We start from the raw sequence: 15,693 nt of genomic DNA on the forward strand, positions 1-15,693 counted from the left end.
GCATTGTCGCGGCGTGACGTTAGTGCGGTGTTCGGCAGGTCAACGTTGATATGTGGCAGGGTGCCCACCGCCCAGGTGAACCCCTACTCCTATCAAGCGACTCCTACCGATAAGGCGAGGCGGATGAAATACTGAAGCTGCTGAAAGCCTCCGAGCGCCATGCCAGCGACCACTATTTCGATGCTCTTGCGCTCGCCCGGCCCGAGCACCCACAGGAGATGCAAAGGTGTCTATCGGCGCTGCTCGATCCTGCCAAGCCAAGAAAGTTGCGCCGAGCCTCAAAGGCAGCCTGCCAGTCTGTTGTGGACGCTCTCATCACGGCACCTCCCGTGAACACCACCTAAAACTAACCCATTCTACTGGCAGAGTAGCACTACAAGTAGCCTCGGGGTGGACGCGATCGCCGCACCAAAAGCATCTAACCCGTCCCAAACTGGACATTTATTAGAACCTGTTGCTTTCACACAACTAAAATGCTTCATCGACTAAGAAGCTCAAGAAGAGAGGTGCTCGTCCATGCAGATAAACAGCGAAGCAATTGTTTACAATGATCGCATATACCCAATCAAGAATATCTCGTCGGCGGGGCTGATAGAGCGTCGACAGGATTACTACATGGCAAGTTCGGAATATAAGAAGCGTCGGAAGAGGCACAACCGTTTGGCGCTGATGTTGCTGGTTCTTCCGGTCCTATACCTTGTCCTAATTAACGGACCGCATGTGCTTGGCATTCCAGAATTCTACTGGATTGCATTATTTCCTGGTTTCGAGGGGTATTATTCAGAAAGCTACTCTTTGATAGCGTGGGGGATGCGCGCCATTGCAATAATTGTCTGGCTTCGCGGGCGCAAGCGTCCAATCGAGCAAGTTACAGAATACGGATTGGAGCTTCAGACAAACTCTGGCAGCGTCTCGCTTCTATGGTCGATCGACAAAGAATTCATGAGCAAACTAAAGGACGTAGTGTTTAAAGCACTATCCTCCACTGGCACTGCGATCAACTACAGCGTTAACATCGATAACAGGCAGTTTCAGGACAACAGTCACAATGTCCTAAATTCTACTACAAACATTACCCATGATTACTCGATAAACTTTGCCGAACACAAGGGATTGACTTCGGAGCAGATCATCTTTCTAACGAACGACTTCAATAAAGCTCTTCAGGAACTCGCTCGCATTTCGACCGAAAAAAATAACGAGGATGTGGTTGCCGAGCTGAAGGAATTGCGTGACGCAATTTCAAAACCCGACCCCGATCCGAACCTGGTGAAAAAAACCTATGGCCGTTTGAAAGGCGTTTGCGACGTTTACGACACATCGGACAAGGTCATGAGCCTGTTCAAAGTCATCGGTGCAGGAGTTGCCTATTTTCTGACGTGATATAGGTCACTTCGAGCGGTTATTCTGCCCATGGCCAAAAGGCGGGTGAATAGTCTGACGGAAAGCGCATTGAATCAGCGTGTGCTGATACGGCCCGGACCGCTACTATGCGATCCGGGCCACTTACATTTGGCGATGCAGTTGCCATTATAGTCAAGAATCCAGTTATAGCCGATGTCGCTCCGGCCATTATACGATGCCAGTGCCGAACCGCCGCGCGGCCTCTTTTTCAGACGGATTTATTCGCGGCATTCGTGCTGCACCACTTCATCAAGAAAAGTTTGGCCATGACTCATTTCCGCAACCTCAAATCGCTTTACAAACCGGAACAGGTCAGCGGCAGTTAGATCAAGTTCGACCTCCCTAATATAACTGGGATTGCCCGCCTGATCCGGTTCACAGACGTCCACAAAGATGCGGAGTCGTTGATCAGATTGACCATGATCTTCCGGAGTTTCGAAGCACACCTCCAGGATAAGGTCACTCTCGCTGATGCTGCCTTGCTTTCGCAAATAGCTTTCCAGAGACTCGTAATCGTCGCGTTCATGAGCGCGCATATGATTTACACGGCTATCCTGAGTAGATGTTACAAGAAGTGTCAATCTGACCTCCAGCGTCGGGTACAGAGACTAACTAAGCTTGCTGAATCCTGGAGTCTAGGATGCAGACCTCCCCTTGCTATCGGCGCCGCCGGCAGGACCAGCGGCGCCGATCGTGTCGTTGCCTACATCCTACCGCGCAGCCACCTCGGCCTTGACCAACGGCAGCGCCAACCCGGATGCCCGCGCCCGTAGCGCCCCTTCCACAATCGTGGCCAGCCGATCCTGGGTGATCTTGCTCTCGGCCACCGCATCCGGGCTTCCTGTCGTCACGTGCGCGATGCCGTCGGCGATCAGATCGCGAAGGTCCGGGTTCTGCGCATCCAGGTATCGGGCCTGCAGCAGATCGATGTTCGCGTTCGCGAAGTTGGTCACGGCCCTCAGGATGGCATCGCGGTTGAAGTATTCCACGACCTTGATCCGCAGCGTCTTGGCGATCCAGGCAAGAAAGCCGAAGAAGGCGGCGACGATGATCTCGGTCAGATAGGCCACCAGGATCCCTTGCGTCTGGTCGATCACGGTATTGGCCACCGGCGCGATCGACTGGGCGGCCGCCGGCAGCGCGGCCGCCAGCACCAGGATCAGGGACAGGACGGCCCCCGGCCGCCACAGGAACAGCACCGCCGCGACCAGGGCGGCGAACAGAAGGCATGCGAGGACGGTCATACTCACTTTCCTTTCATCCATGCGGGAACGTTGAAGCCAGGGCAGGCCTTGGCGGCGTATTCGTTGTGGCCGCTGACCCGCTCGATCTGCGTGCGCGCGCTGATCCCGTCGATCATCTGGCGCAGGGTCATGTCCTGTTGATGCGTGAAGTGATCGCCGAAGCTGTCGGTCTCGGCCGAGCCGTGGCCGCCGATCAGGCAGACATGGATCACGCCGCTGTTGTGGCCGGCCACCCCGGCGCCGATCACCGTCTCGGCCCGGCCCGCCAGGACCTTGCCATCGCGATCGATGATCCAGTGATAGCCGATGTCGCTCCAGCCGTTGGCCAGGTGCCAGCGCCGGATCTCGGCGACCTTCTCGGCGATCGGACGCCCTTCCATCCAGTCGGGCCGGGTCGCGCTGCAATGCACGACGATCTCGTGCACCGGGTGGCGCGCCGCACCCTGGTAGATCATCGCCGTGGTGGTGGGCTTGATCACGCCAGCCTCGGGCTTGGCCGGGGTCCCCTGCCCGAAGGCTAGGGCGGCCGCGCGGGTCTTCGGCCCGTCGATCCCGTCGATCGGCCCGGGCGCATAGCCAAGCGCGTGCAGTCCGGTCTGGATCGACCGGAAGGCTTCCTTCGTCATCTCGTTTCTCCATGAAAAAGCCCGCCGGTCAGGGCGGGCAGGTGATGCCATCAAAATTCGTGACTCGGCCGCTTTGTCGGCCTAACAGGCGGCAGACCCTGTTATCTGGTACGCACTTGTCCGAACGTTCTCTCTGCGCTGTGATCGAGCAACTCTTCGATCTGCTTCTTACTTCAGCTTCACCCGAGCAATTTCCGGGATCTGAAGGCGAACTTCAGCTTGCCTTGCTGATCAATGCTCGACGGTTGGAGCATCAAGACGACATGAAGGCCAGCCAGATCTTGCGGGAGCTTGCGGGACGGATCGAGGTTCCGACGAAACGGTTGATCCAATAGCCCATGTAGGTCAGCACCCTAGCTTCGGCCTTGTCCTGCCTGTGAGGCCAGACCGCGACCTGCCCTACGAAGTCGTCTTGGTCACCGGTACCACGGCAGCAGCTTGATCGCCTTGGGGTGCATCCACGCCTTCCACCAGGGCCACAGGTGGCGCTCCTCGGGCGGGATCAACTCCTTGCGGCACTTCAGCGCGCAGAGGAAAGCCGCCATCTTCATGAGGCTGAAGACGATGTTGATCGCCCGTCCCCGCGTCGCATCGCTCCACTGGACGGCGGTTTCGGGATACCAGAGCCGCAACAGCGGCATGCCGACATCCCAGTACATCGCGCGCAGGATGATGGCGCCTGCGAGGATCGCAAAGCCCATCGCGAACCACCAAGTGGCGCTTCGCAGTTCGCGAAAGCTCGCGCGGAAGGCATAGATCACGGCCAGATAGCCAAGGGTGATGATGATGGCCAGAAAGCCGCTGATCAGTGCCATGCCGTTACGTCCTCTTCCAACTTCCTCACGAGGCGCTCGACAGCTGCGACCCGCGCCTTGATGGCGCGCTTCTCAGGCGCGGTCTCGGCCTCATACTCGCGCATGATCTCGTCGGCCTTGGCCTCGCGGCGGCCATGGCCGGTCAACTGTCGGATGAGCCGCCCCATCATCGCCGATCCTCCAATAGCCGGCGCTCGTCCCGGCGATCTTCGAGCAGTTGCACGGCGCGCCGCATGATCTCGGTATTGGCACTGGTCGTCCGGTTGGTGTCGGTCAGCAGATCGCGGCTTTCCTTGACCGAGGTTTCAGCCATGGCCAGCATCTTGTCCTGCAGCTCGCTGTTGCGCTTGTACTGGATCCAGTTGAACCAGCCCTGCACCACGATGACGACGCCAGCCAAGCCGCCGCCGACTTCCTTGATGAATTCAGCGAGGTCCATCAGGCCGCGCCTCCGATAGTGGCGCACAAAAAGGCAATCGACGGCTGCGGCGTCGGACCATCCTGCATGATTTTATCCTGCTATTTGCTTGATTGGGCTACATGATCATCCGCGAGGAGAAACTTGCCAGGCAGTTTCACCGAGACGGCCCGGCATACGTTTGCCTAGCCTCTAAGAGCCCGACCCGCTGATTCGTCGCGGCGGGTGGTTCGGTTTCCGAGTACCTGGTTGTTTTTGCCCCGCCGCGACGATGACTATCCCGGATGATGCTGAAGAACTGGCCTGCTAGGCGCTTGGGCCGCTTGATTGCCATGCGTTCGACAGTCCGCCGATGGCATGGCGCGGATCGTCTCTGCCTGATGGCTCATACGGCGGCGCGCATGCGGATGGAGACAGGTGTCACGTTCCCGACCAGATCGGTTTCGGTGAACCGCCAGGGATCAGGGGCAGGAGCGTTAGATGCCGAACAGCAGCCCTTCAGGCCACCCTTCGGCCGTTGCAGAGTAGACGTAGATTCGTCCGGCTGCTTGGGCCGGATGACACGCGGCTCCGACCCGTCGAGGTGGAAGGGGTTGAGGGCCCGTATTCAGGAGAACTCAATGAACAACTCAACTGTGGAAAATGTGGCGATCGCCTTCACGAGCATTCTCGTCACCACTGTGGCGGCACTAACGCTTTTGCCCTCCGAGAAGCTGCTGCTCAAACCGCTCTTCAACGACAAGATCAACCACATGCTCGCCTGGGGCGCCTTGACCGTTCCTATTGCGTCAGCGCGGCCTAGCGCGATCCGATGGCTCTTCCCCGCAGCGGTGGGTGCTGGGGCAGCGGTTGAACTGATCCAGCCATCTGTGGATCGTGAACGGGAAGCAGGTGATCTTTTAGCTGATACATTCGGCGCAGCCTTGGGATGCCTAGCCGGCTGGCTGGTGCATCGAGCCTGCAGCCACCAAGCCAGCCTGTAACGCGAAAAGAAAGGCTTTATAGCCCGAAGTGCTCTATAGCCCCAGATTTAACATCCTCAATATCGACCGACCATGCACCGCTAGTGCGATGCCCATCGGTTGCAGGCTCGAATGGATCACCGAAAACGTATCCAAGCCTCCCCTCAACGGGAGAAATGAATATATCCGCAAGGTGCAACCATCCGGAAGATCCAATGATCAATATTTTCGTTTCTGGAGGAGAGAATACTGCGTTGTGCATAGCTGACCCGGCAGTACCGGCAATCATCTTAGCACCCGAAAACAAGGCAATTTGATCTTCTATCTTTAGATCCTGCGGATGCACGATTGAGAATCCGTTATCGGAGAACCAACGTTCAATTTCCGGTTCAACCCCCAGCTTCCTTCCCTTCGTTTTTGTTCTGGAAATGTAAAGTCGCTCAACTTTAGGCACATCAGAAAGATGCCTCAGGCGACAAATCTTATCATAAACCTCTAAAGCTTGCGGATAGACGCCGTCCCTACGCCCGAATGTTATTCCTGGGAAATAAGCAGACTGAACGACAGTTGGACGATCAATATGAATGACATTCCAAGGATCCATTCCTAGTGCCTCAAGCATCATTGCATAGGTTCGGTTCATCTTAACGGTGGTCGCAAGAGGTGTATTTTTAGGCACATGGTCGTAAGCCCAACATTTGGCAATAACATCGAACAAAACGTGTCCGTATACTTTTGGATGATCAGCGTCAGCAAAGTATACTGGATGAGGGACATGACGAACTTCTGCAGGAATATTTTTCAAGTATGAGTATGAATCCTCATCTTTCGAGGTTCGCTTCATGTACCCATGCCATTTATGCCTACCAAAATAGAAGCTGGGGTTGAGAACTGTGGGTGGGTCACCATCCTGAAGGACCACGTTGCCAGGGAGCAAAATACAGCCCTCAAATTTATTCAAATCAAGAGGTTTTTGCTCATATATATCTTTGATTGGCGCATCCGCCAAAGGCAATTCTTTCCTGCCATACACCTTAGGCATGGTAATCTTTTGTGGCGGTGGCGGAGGCATGCGAAGGACTCTTGTCACCCTGTCAGATTTCCCCCAGGAAAGGTATGGCCAAGGCTGCTTATGGATGCGGCAAATTAGTTCGATATCCTCATCCTGAAAACCATCATTCATTCTACATCCCTCTTTCCACAGTTTGTATGGATAGTTCAGCCGTTATCAATTACCTCAATGAATCTTGGAGATCACTGATGCCGTTCATGAGCGATCTGCGTTAGGACGCATTCGAGACAATCTTACTTTGGCGTGATCCATCTTGCCCCATCAAGAAGTACGGGACATTAGCTGCCACACCTCGCGTGTCAACCAAGCAGGCTTCAGGTGTGTCTATGAAATAGTATAGAGCCTATTAGGCGCAACCAGGTGCGCCGTTAGCCTCACCCCACTTTGATCAGAACGAACGTGCGGCTTCCTTCAACAGTATCCACAATGCCGCAGGAGTCGATGTAGTCAGCCAAGGTTAGTTCCGCTTTGGGAACCAGTTTGCAGGCAATGCCGTCTTCTGGCCCTTCGATCGGCACCACATACTTCCCCACATCTTCCGTCGTAGCGTTGATAAGCGTCGGAACTACGCCGCAAAACGCTATGCGGTCGTATTTGATGCGCTCCTGTTCCAGAACATCCGCCATAATTGCTCTGCGGCGTTCACGCGCGGCACGAGCTTCTTCAACCTGCGTTTCTCGCATTGCCAGTTCAGCTTTCCACTCAGCCAGCGCAGCTTCACGCTCCTCGTTGTAGATGAGAAGCGCCGCCTCTTGTTCAGGGGTCAACGGGCCCTCGGGAAGATCGGGGCCATCTGGGAACCGGAATGGCGGCATCGCTTCGATAACAGGTTCTTCGCCCACAGGCTCGACGCCATACTTGATGAAAAGCGCGTCTTCCGTCCCCCATCCATCATTCCCTACCAAGTTGGGATTGGTAGATTTGAAGAACACCCGACCCACAACCTTAGACCAGCGGTCTGTGAGCAAACCGTCAGCCGCCACCCCAAGCATCGCGCCTTTGGTAACCGCTCCGTAGAGGTGCGGCTTTACTTCACGGTATTCGGCATAGTCCGCACCGCTGGCGTTGATGGTGCCCCCGGCGTTGATTGATCGGCCTGCGGCAGTTCTGCCGATGCCCATAATTGCGAAGGCACTGTTCCATCCGGTCGTACCGCCTTCACCGCGAGGCATAATCGCACAGGATACGCCCCCAGTGCTCTGCGCGAAGTTCACACCGTGTTCGCCCGCGTTGCTGTGCGCCATGCGGAACGAGTAGTCAGTCCATTCAAGACGTGCATGATCGGCGCGGAACGTGATCGACCTGCGCAAGCTGTCGTAGTTCTTTCCTGCCGTGGATGCGTATATCGAGAAGCCTGCTGAATAGTCGGTGTCGTTGTCAGACTGCCGCTCGGCAGCCCAGCCTGCGCCGACACCATAGGCGTGGTTCAGGTCTGGAGAGATTTCACTTGCGCCGCCTCCAATGTCAGAACCGGGGACATGAACCAGAAAGCCGCCGCCCGATCCGGCATTGACGTCTTGGTTCAAGCGATCTTCCAGGATTGCCTCGTAAATCCAAGCGGGCGTGGTGTTTTGCACAACAGCACCTGCAGCGACCTGCTTCGGGATGTTGTATGCCTGCTTGATCGGCCCCTGCACGATCCCGTGTTTCGGATCGAATGCAGTCCGCCCGTCGAACTCGATCACCTCAGTCAGTTGCAGTGGGCGCTTGACCACTTTCGTCCAAGATTTAGAGGGACTTGGTTGACCGACCGCCCACCGATGAAATTCAACCGTATCACTGCCCTCTGTAAACTCCATCGTGACATAACTGGCTGGATAGTCTGGAAATCCAGTTTCGGCATCAAATGCGCCGCTGTTCATGTCCACGCCGATAAAGTGGCAGTTGAACCAGTCGCCGTGTCCGACAATTTCAGGGTCGTTGAAATTGCCGCCAGTATGACCTGAGAACCACAGGTCAGACTTGAACGCCGCAGAGGTCAGGATGTCGGTGAAGCGAGAAGACCCGATAAGGGAACCGCCGCTAGTGGTTGAGCCTGCCGTGGTATTCTGGATAGGGTGATGTGTGACATTGACGATCACGCAGTCCTGGTGACAGCGGACCAACTCTTTCCACCAATCAACAACATAGTCTGCAATGTGCCCACCAGTCGCGCGCGACATGGGCGACATGAAGACAAAAAGAATGTTGCCCATCTTGACGTGGTAGAAGTGCCGGTCAAACCATTTCAGAAACTCGTTCCAGGTGAATTCTTCCGGGACGCCGCCGCTTCCATAGTTAATGTCATGGTTTCCGGCGATGTAGAACGTCCGAGACTTCGGCGTCGGCAATGCCTCCAGGTCGCGCAACAGTGTATCATACAGGATCGGCGCTTCAGACCACCAGCCGTCACCCGTAGGCACGTTCCCCCGATGTGCGATGTCGCCCGCGTAGATCGTCGCGAAGGCGTCAGGATGCTTGGCGGCAATATCTGCAATGAGTCCAGTGACTCGTTCCCGCTGCATAGAAGTGGCCGGCTGGCCGTCTGCCATGATGACCCACTTCTGTTTGGCGGGCTTTCGCTTCAGCGCATTTCCTAGAACACCATTGGCGGCTGCAGCCGCAGCTGCAGCGTCGGCTGCAGCTTGGGTTGCACTTTCTGTCGCCGTCTCGCCTGCGAGGAAAGCCTCACGCAGATCGCGGTTGTAAATAGGCTTGCGGGCCGTGGACCGATCCCCCATAGGGTAAGTTGACGGATCGCCACCTTCGTGATCGCGCAAGATGCGATTGATGAATTCGCGATAAGTCTCGGGCATATCGGCCTCATGCAAAAAGACCCGCCTTGAGCGGGCCTGTGGTGTGTTAGTGCGGAGTTCAGGTCGTGGTAATCTGCACAGGGCCAGCAGCAGGCCCCTCAACGCCCGACACGTTGGCGGCGCGCACCCAATAGTAATAGGTGCCCGGCTCGACCGGATCGTTGTATTCCGAAAGTTGCCCCGACGCCCCGCCTGTCACGGGGTGGATGAAGGCTGCATTCGCCAGGTTATTCGTCGCACCGCGATAGATGCGGATGGCGTAGAAGCTGCCTGCCGGGTTGCGCCAACTGATGCCGCTGGTCCCGGCGGGCATGAGTTCGGTCGGCTGGCCCGGCGGCGTGGCGTCGATCTGGATCGTGATCGGTCCAAGCGGGATGCGCGGGGCCACGCCGTCAAAGACGCCCTTCCACCGGACCTGCACCTGATAGGTTGCCCCATCCTCCACGGCGCCGGATTGTGCCCGCAGATCGGTCGTCACCATCTTCTGCCAAGCGCTGTCACCGGCCTTGCGATATTCCGCCTCGATGGTCAGGTCTTCCCGCTCCGGGATGGCTGCTGCCTCCACTTGCAGGATGGCCTGCCGCGTCCCTGCGCTGACCTGGACGACGCGCTGCGTCAGGGTGGCAGTCATCAGCGGGGCCGGGTTGCCTTCGTCGTCAGGCAGATCGGCAGTGCTTTCGCCCTCATCGGCTGGCTCCCATGCTTCGGATGCCCGACTGACGCGCCCCAGTTCGATCCGGCACTTCATCTCCACCGGGTCAAATTCGTGATCCAGCACCTCGTATTCGCCCTGAATGATGCGGCCCGACCCATCCTCGGGCTGATAGTCCAACAGGATCGTATGGCGCTGCCCGTGGAAACGGGGCCAGCGTGCCTTGAGGCCGACAAGGTTGGTGATGATCGTGATCTTCTGGCGGTTGTCATCGTGCATCTGCCGCTTTGCCAAGCGCCGGGCTTGTGACAGGTTCGGGCACATCTCCAGCCGGTATTCCTGCGGGATTTCACCCTCGACTGCGAGGCGGCTTTCATCCCGCCATTCCGCCACTTCCATGATCTCGTAGTTTTGCTTCGGATCCAGGTGGAAGATGCGCAGGACGTTGTATCCCTCGCGTTCGCTGATAGCCTCGCTGGTCTGGATTTCCTCGATGTCCTTGGCCGTCAGCGTGCAGGCAGGCTCACCGAACGGCCCGCCGATCAGGCCAATGCGCCCATCCTGCATCTCATAGGGGCGGATGCCGCTGCTGGTGTGCATCCGGTCCAGAACCTGCGACGGCTCCTCGTCCAGCGTCCAGTAACCCCAGAGGCGCAGGTTGGGGGCAGTGCCTCCCTTCTTCTGCGGGATCGGGATGTCCGAAACATCAGCCATTGCCGAAAAGCTGGCCCAGTTCATTTCCGCAGGAGTCAGCCGGTATCCGTCTTGGTGGGTAAGATAGAATGCTTCGACAAGCGCCGCATTGTCCTTGTAGGCCGTCTGCCCGGTGCGAGGGTCATAGACCGCAGAACTGTCAAACTCCCACTGCCAGGACGTGTTATAGGACTTCGGAAAGACCTTCATGAAGTCCTCGGCCTTGGGCATCCACATCCGCACCAGGAACGTGGCCTGCCCTTGAATACGCCGGTTGGCGCTCCAATACCCGAAGTTGGCCGTCAGAGGCGTGTAGTTGCCGCCGAGCGCCGCGCCGTCGCGCGTATAGACCCGCGTCCAGTTGGCCGCATTCCCGCTGGTGACGTTGCCGTCCGAGTCTAGGCTGACCTTCTTCCCGTCCATCCAGAAGCTGATGAAGCGGTCGATCCGCCCGTGGTTCAGCAGGATCAACTGATACAGCGCCGCGCCCTTCACGTCGAAGAACGCCCGAATCCCGCCCGCCATGTAGCGGCCGACGTAGATACGCCGGGGCGCATCCACCTGATTGATGATCGCCTTGATTTCCGTCTGCGGAATGGTCGGCTTGGGGGCAAGTGCCCGTGCCACCAGGTTGAGAGAGACGGACCCGATGACGTTCGTGGCGACAGTGGCCAGCGACAGGATCGTGGTTGTCGATAAGCCCGCAGCGGCCCCGAGAAAGCCCACGGTGTAGCCGATGCCGTAGGCAATCGCGGAAAAAATCGCCATTACTTCACCATTGCCGTTTCCGCCGCCCGATATCCGGCCCGTTCAAGGATGCGTTGCGCTGTGCCGCCCTTGCAGGACATTTTCTTGAGGGTCGCGCCCTTGCGGTCGGCCCACTCCTCGAAAGCCTTGAGCAGTGACAACCCGTCGCGCTCGGCCCACCATCCTAATTCGACAGCGCACGGGTCGGGGCTGATAACCGTCTGCGTGATGGTTGCGGCGATGAAGCCGTGATCCGATACCGCTAAGAAGCCGTCAGGCGATGTTATAAGCCCCGCGAGCGTCTGGCCTGTCCTGATGCGACAAAGCTTCTGCGGGCCGTCCACAGCCGCCACCAGCCGCGCTACCATGTCCACGATGCGCGGAATGTCTGCTTCTGTTGCGGGCCGGATCACGACCCAGGAACCCAGACAACCGATTTATCCCGCAAGCTTGCCAGCAATCCCAGCCCCGTATCGCCGGGATACCGCGCCCGCTGGTCCGCATCGGTCCACCGGCCATAGGCAGGCTTGCCCTGCCGGGAGAGCCGCCCATAGGCTTCCAATTCAATGCTGCGGCTATCCGGCGTGGAGGTGCTGCGCATATCCCGCATCCGGCCTGTGAAGATGCTGATCGGGTCGCCAATCAGCCGCCCGGCGTGGTCATCGCCCCGCTCAATCGTGCTGAACAGCTGGTAGAAGATCCGGCACAGGCGATTGTTGACCTCGACGGCCTGGTTGTCGCACCGCGCCACCATTTCCGGTGAGGCATTCGGGATGCTGAATCGAACCATGCCAGCCGACATCCCGTAGGTGATGTTCATGGCGCTGATCTTGATCACGTCTCCCGTGCCCTGGTATTCCACGCCCCCGGCCGTCAGCGGCCCGTAGCCCAGCCACCACCGCTGCGGGTTGGCACGGAAATCCATCTGGCACAGGATCGTGCAGGCAATGTCGCCCCGACGCAGCTGCTCGTCAGGGATGTCGTGGATCGCAGACATCAGAAGGCCTCGATGAACGACAGCCGCGCGGTCTTGATGGGCGAGGTATCCAGCCCGATCTGGTCCCCGCTTTCCATTGCGCAGAGCAGCTTGAGTTGATCCACGACCACAACCGTTCCGGCGTCATGGTTGCCCCGGATCGGTGGCATGACGGACACGCGGCAGGCTGTGTCGCTTTCGTCAATGGCGCTGACGTTCACGACCTGGTGCAGCCGCTCCCCGATGGTGACGAACATGCCCGGCCAGAGATGCGACAGGGCGGGCTTGTTCACGTCGATAAAGCTGTCACGGCGCGACGCCGGGGCGCGCAGGGTGAAGCCGTCGAACGGATCGTTCACAAAGCCTACGTGATCCAGCGTGTATTCCGGAGCCACCCCGCCACGGGCCAGCGGACGGCCGTTCGCGTCATTCGGACGCCACGGCGTGCAGATCGGCACGACGCAGCAGGCATGGCCGGACATCGCCGTGACGAAGGACGACAGTGCAAGGTGGGCCTGCTTTTTTCGCGCCACGACCGACATCTCCACACGCCAGAAGCCGTTCAACGAGGGACGCGCGAAGGCCTCGCCGTCGATGTTCGTGAACGTGCCGAGCCGCTGGCCCTCCAGCCGGGGCAGCGAGGATTGCAGCCGGACGGGATAAGGGAACGCCACTCTCATCGGCCGTTCCGCAGATATTGGCTGTCCTGTTGCGCGCGGCTCGCACCTGCGACACCTTGGGCGACGATCAGGCGAACCCGATCTTCGGTGACGTATTCGGGTGTCACCTGAACGCCGGGGGCATTATTGATGATCTCGATCTTGGGGACGCTGCCGACTGATCCGCCCCGGTGCAGAGCTTCTAGCGTCGGCAAGCCTATGCGCTTCACTGCTGGAGCGGACATGACGTATTCCCCGCCGTGAACCACCCCTGCGACGGCGCTGCGAGGCATGTTTCCCGTATAGCCCCCAGCCTGGAAACCCAGAAGCCCGCCAATGCTTGCGGCCACACCGCCCATGCCGGGCAGGCCCATCATGCTCTTGATGAACTGCATCTTGGCGATTTCCATCAACAACTGGCCGACAGCTTCCTTGGCCGACATGGATCCGTCGAAGATCGAGCCGAATAAGTCGGTCAAGGCATCCTTGCCCGCGCGACTGCGTTCCTTGATCTGGTCCAGCTTCTCGGCGGCGCCTTCCGCCTTCAGACCTGCCTGGACATAGGCCTCTGCCATCTTGTCGATCTCTGCTTCCAGTTCAGGCGTGATCTCCTTTCCCGCCTGCGTTGCCGCGTGCAGCAGCTCTGCCTTCTTGCGGGCGAACTCCAGAGCGTCGCCGTATTCCTTTCCGGACGCCGCCACCGCCACCAGAACTGCCGCTTCAGCTTCGAGGGCTGCGGTGCGGTCGCGGATAGCCTGAACTTCCTTCGTGAACTCGTCGGCCTTGGCCTTGCCTTCTTTGCCGCTTTTCGAGCTGCCCTTCTTACCCGCAGCGCTACGGGCTGCGGCGCCCGCCAGAGAGGCTGCAGCAAGATCATTGGCCTGCTGGTGGGTCAGGGTGACTCCTGCCTCGCCTGCGCGCTTCCTGACGGCCTCGATCTCGCGTTGCAGGGCAAGCTGTTCCGCCGTGGCGCTGTTGCGAGCCTCCTCGGCTGCGGTGAAGCCTTCCAGGGCCTCGCGCTGCGCCTCCATGCTGTCCATGCTGGCAGCCTCGGCCGCATGCCGGTCGCGCATGGCCTGCGTGGCCTTCTGGTCCGGCGTTGTTCCTGCCGCCCGGGCAATGGCCGCGCCCATGCTGTTGGCTAGGCTGGTGACAGAAGCAATGACGCTCCCCAGACGGCCAAGCTGCGAAATGACGCCCTCGAACGTGGTGCGGTCACCTGCCTCCAAGGCACCGAAGGCATCAACCGCCGCCGCCTCAATCTCGCCCAGCTTGACAGTGAAATCCTCGCCGCTGATCTCGCCATCACGGAAGGCCTGGACGAGGTTCTGCATTTCCTCATAGGCCACGCGCAGGGCATCGGCTGCCGTGTCATAGCCCAAGCTGTCGAGCCTGCTGATGGCGTCGATCATCGCCACGCCTGCCCGGCCTGCTTCTTCGGCCAGGGTGGCATAGCGCTCATCGAGGCGGGCAAGCGCCTCTTCGTTCTGTTCCACCAGGTCGCGGTTTGCCGACAGGGCGTCATAGACTTCATCGCCCAGGATGGCCCTGCCTTCATCCTCGTTGGCAAAGATGCCATCGAGTCGGGCGCGCAGGTCGGTCAGTTCCGCTCCAGCCGCCACCAGGTTGACCACCGCAGCCTTGGCGAAGGTTGCCGCGCTTGCCGTCAGCTGGCTGAACTTGCGATCGATCTCATCCGCCTTGGCGATCAGTTCGGCGTCGAGGACAGCGCCGGTCTCATGCGCTTTGTCGATGGTCGCTTGCAGCGCGCCCTGACCTTGGCCCAGAAGTTCCACAAAGCGTTCGCCGCCGGTGCCGCCAAAGATTTCATCTGCGATCCGGATCTGCGCGGCCTTGTCGAAGCCTTGCAGCCGCCCCAAGATTTCCAGCATCAGGGCTGACGGATCCTGAAGCTTCTCCTTCAGATCTTCGGCACGATAGCCGAGGCGTGCAAAGGCTTCGGCAGCTGGTCCCGCCCCGGTCACGATCAACTCGTCGGCGCGCAAGGACAGCTCTTTGAAGCCGTCGACCAGGGCATCGACCCCGATCCGGTTTTGGTCGGCCACGAACTTCCATTCCTGGAACGCCTCAGCCGAGAGGCCCGCCCGCTGCGCCTCGTTGCCGATCTCGGCAATGCTGCGCACAACCTCCCGCGAACTGCGCACGATCTCGCCCACGCTGCCGACCGCAAACCCGCCGAGGAACGCCCCGCCAAGCCCGCCAAGCGCCGTCATTGCCTTCGGCAGGGCGATCTTGGACAGCGAGGCATTGGCACTGTCCCGCAGCTTGTCGAAATCCTTGGCGATCCGGTCATTGGCACGGGCGAATTCACGCTCCTGCTTTCGTGCCGCCTTCTGGAAATCATTCTCGACACGTGCGAGCTGCCGGTTCAGCTTCTGCATGGCCACGCCGATATCAATCGCCAGATCGCTCTGCTCATTCATCAGGGGCCTCGTTGAACATGTCGGTCAGTGCGCAGAGCGCGCCATAATCATCGGAGTTGAGGTCCGGTGCGGGGCCGGTCCCCTGGGCGCGGTTCCATCCCGCAACGCAAGCCGCGAACTCGTCCAGCGTCATCTCCTGCACCTCGCGCGGGGTGAACCCCATGACGGCACCGTTGCCGTAGAGCT

Annotated in this window: 17 protein-coding genes; 3 read left to right on the forward strand and 14 right to left on the reverse strand. The window is 59.0% G+C overall.

What is annotated here, in order from left to right; genetic code table 11:
- Positions 1 to 516 precede the first annotated feature (516 nt).
- The gene (locus AAIL68_RS08865) at positions 517 to 1,383 is read left to right on the forward strand and encodes a DUF6232 family protein (RefSeq protein ID WP_347139416.1); all 867 of its coding nucleotides are present in this window, start codon (positions 517 to 519) and stop codon (positions 1,381 to 1,383) included.
- Positions 1,384 to 1,622: 239 nt separating this feature from the next.
- Here AAIL68_RS08865 and AAIL68_RS08870 read toward each other — a convergent pair whose 3' ends face one another.
- From AAIL68_RS08870 to AAIL68_RS08880, 3 genes are all read right to left on the reverse strand, one after another.
- Positions 1,623 to 1,940, reverse strand: coding sequence for a hypothetical protein (locus AAIL68_RS08870; protein WP_347139417.1), 318 nt, complete (start codon positions 1,938 to 1,940; stop codon positions 1,623 to 1,625).
- 174 nt (positions 1,941 to 2,114) lie between these two features.
- A complete protein-coding gene (locus AAIL68_RS08875) occupies positions 2,115 to 2,648 on the reverse strand; it encodes a hypothetical protein (protein WP_347139418.1) in 534 nt (177 codons plus the stop codon).
- A gap of 2 nt (positions 2,649 to 2,650) precedes the next feature.
- The gene (locus AAIL68_RS08880) at positions 2,651 to 3,274 is read right to left on the reverse strand and encodes an N-acetylmuramoyl-L-alanine amidase (protein WP_347139419.1); all 624 of its coding nucleotides are present in this window, start codon (positions 3,272 to 3,274) and stop codon (positions 2,651 to 2,653) included.
- 11 nt (positions 3,275 to 3,285) lie between these two features.
- On the opposite strand from AAIL68_RS08880, the gene AAIL68_RS08885 reads away from it, so the two are divergent.
- Positions 3,286 to 3,609: a hypothetical protein gene (locus AAIL68_RS08885; protein ID WP_347139420.1), complete on the forward strand. Its 324-nt coding sequence runs from the start codon at positions 3,286 to 3,288 to the stop codon at positions 3,607 to 3,609.
- An 81-nt stretch (positions 3,610 to 3,690) separates the two neighbouring features.
- Here the strand turns inward: AAIL68_RS08885 and AAIL68_RS08890 are convergent, their stop codons facing one another.
- The 3 genes from AAIL68_RS08890 to AAIL68_RS08900 are packed head-to-tail and all read right to left on the reverse strand — an operon-like array spanning position 3,691 to position 4,528.
- A complete protein-coding gene (locus AAIL68_RS08890; protein ID WP_347139421.1) occupies positions 3,691 to 4,089 on the reverse strand; it encodes a hypothetical protein in 399 nt (132 codons plus the stop codon).
- Complete coding sequence (locus AAIL68_RS08895) at positions 4,080 to 4,259, reverse strand: hypothetical protein (RefSeq protein WP_347139422.1); 180 nt, start codon at positions 4,257 to 4,259, stop codon at positions 4,080 to 4,082. The genes AAIL68_RS08890 and AAIL68_RS08895 overlap by 10 nt, the downstream gene beginning before the upstream one ends.
- Positions 4,256 to 4,528: a hypothetical protein gene (locus AAIL68_RS08900; protein WP_347139423.1), complete on the reverse strand. Its 273-nt coding sequence runs from the start codon at positions 4,526 to 4,528 to the stop codon at positions 4,256 to 4,258. Before AAIL68_RS08900 ends, AAIL68_RS08895 begins: the two co-directional genes overlap by 4 nt.
- A gap of 599 nt (positions 4,529 to 5,127) precedes the next feature.
- Here AAIL68_RS08900 and AAIL68_RS08905 point away from each other — a divergent pair.
- Positions 5,128 to 5,490: a hypothetical protein gene (locus AAIL68_RS08905; RefSeq protein WP_347139424.1), complete on the forward strand. Its 363-nt coding sequence runs from the start codon at positions 5,128 to 5,130 to the stop codon at positions 5,488 to 5,490.
- Between the two features lie 16 nt (positions 5,491 to 5,506).
- Here AAIL68_RS08905 and AAIL68_RS08910 read toward each other — a convergent pair whose 3' ends face one another.
- From AAIL68_RS08910 to AAIL68_RS08945, 8 genes are all read right to left on the reverse strand, one after another.
- Positions 5,507 to 6,652: a glycosyltransferase family 61 protein gene (locus AAIL68_RS08910; protein ID WP_347139425.1), complete on the reverse strand. Its 1,146-nt coding sequence runs from the start codon at positions 6,650 to 6,652 to the stop codon at positions 5,507 to 5,509.
- Positions 6,653 to 6,915: 263 nt separating this feature from the next.
- Positions 6,916 to 9,336 carry a metallophosphoesterase gene (locus AAIL68_RS08915; protein WP_347139426.1) on the reverse strand — a complete coding sequence of 807 codons (2,421 nt, stop codon included), beginning with the start codon at positions 9,334 to 9,336 and terminating at the stop codon, positions 6,916 to 6,918.
- A 58-nt stretch (positions 9,337 to 9,394) separates the two neighbouring features.
- A complete protein-coding gene (locus AAIL68_RS08920) occupies positions 9,395 to 11,449 on the reverse strand; it encodes a hypothetical protein (protein ID WP_347139427.1) in 2,055 nt (684 codons plus the stop codon).
- Entirely contained in the window at positions 11,449 to 11,841 is a 393-nt protein-coding gene (locus AAIL68_RS08925; protein WP_347139428.1) for a hypothetical protein, read from the reverse strand. Before AAIL68_RS08925 ends, AAIL68_RS08920 begins: the two co-directional genes overlap by 1 nt.
- Positions 11,838 to 12,425 (reverse strand): hypothetical protein, encoded by a 588-nt coding sequence (locus tag AAIL68_RS08930; protein WP_347139429.1) that lies wholly within the window; start codon positions 12,423 to 12,425, stop codon positions 11,838 to 11,840. Before AAIL68_RS08930 ends, AAIL68_RS08925 begins: the two co-directional genes overlap by 4 nt.
- Positions 12,425 to 13,084, reverse strand: a complete 660-nt coding sequence (locus AAIL68_RS08935; RefSeq protein ID WP_347139430.1) for a hypothetical protein — start codon at positions 13,082 to 13,084, stop codon at positions 12,425 to 12,427. Before AAIL68_RS08935 ends, AAIL68_RS08930 begins: the two co-directional genes overlap by 1 nt.
- A complete protein-coding gene (locus AAIL68_RS08940; RefSeq protein ID WP_347139431.1) occupies positions 13,081 to 15,507 on the reverse strand; it encodes a hypothetical protein in 2,427 nt (808 codons plus the stop codon). The genes AAIL68_RS08935 and AAIL68_RS08940 overlap by 4 nt, the downstream gene beginning before the upstream one ends.
- Complete coding sequence (locus AAIL68_RS08945) at positions 15,500 to 15,670, reverse strand: hypothetical protein (RefSeq protein WP_347139432.1); 171 nt, start codon at positions 15,668 to 15,670, stop codon at positions 15,500 to 15,502. The genes AAIL68_RS08940 and AAIL68_RS08945 overlap by 8 nt, the downstream gene beginning before the upstream one ends.
- Between the last annotated feature and the right edge of the window lie 23 nt (positions 15,671 to 15,693).

The sequence above is a fragment of the Paracoccus sp. SSK6 genome (genome assembly GCF_039770665.1).
Taxonomy (GTDB): domain Bacteria; phylum Pseudomonadota; class Alphaproteobacteria; order Rhodobacterales; family Rhodobacteraceae; genus Paracoccus.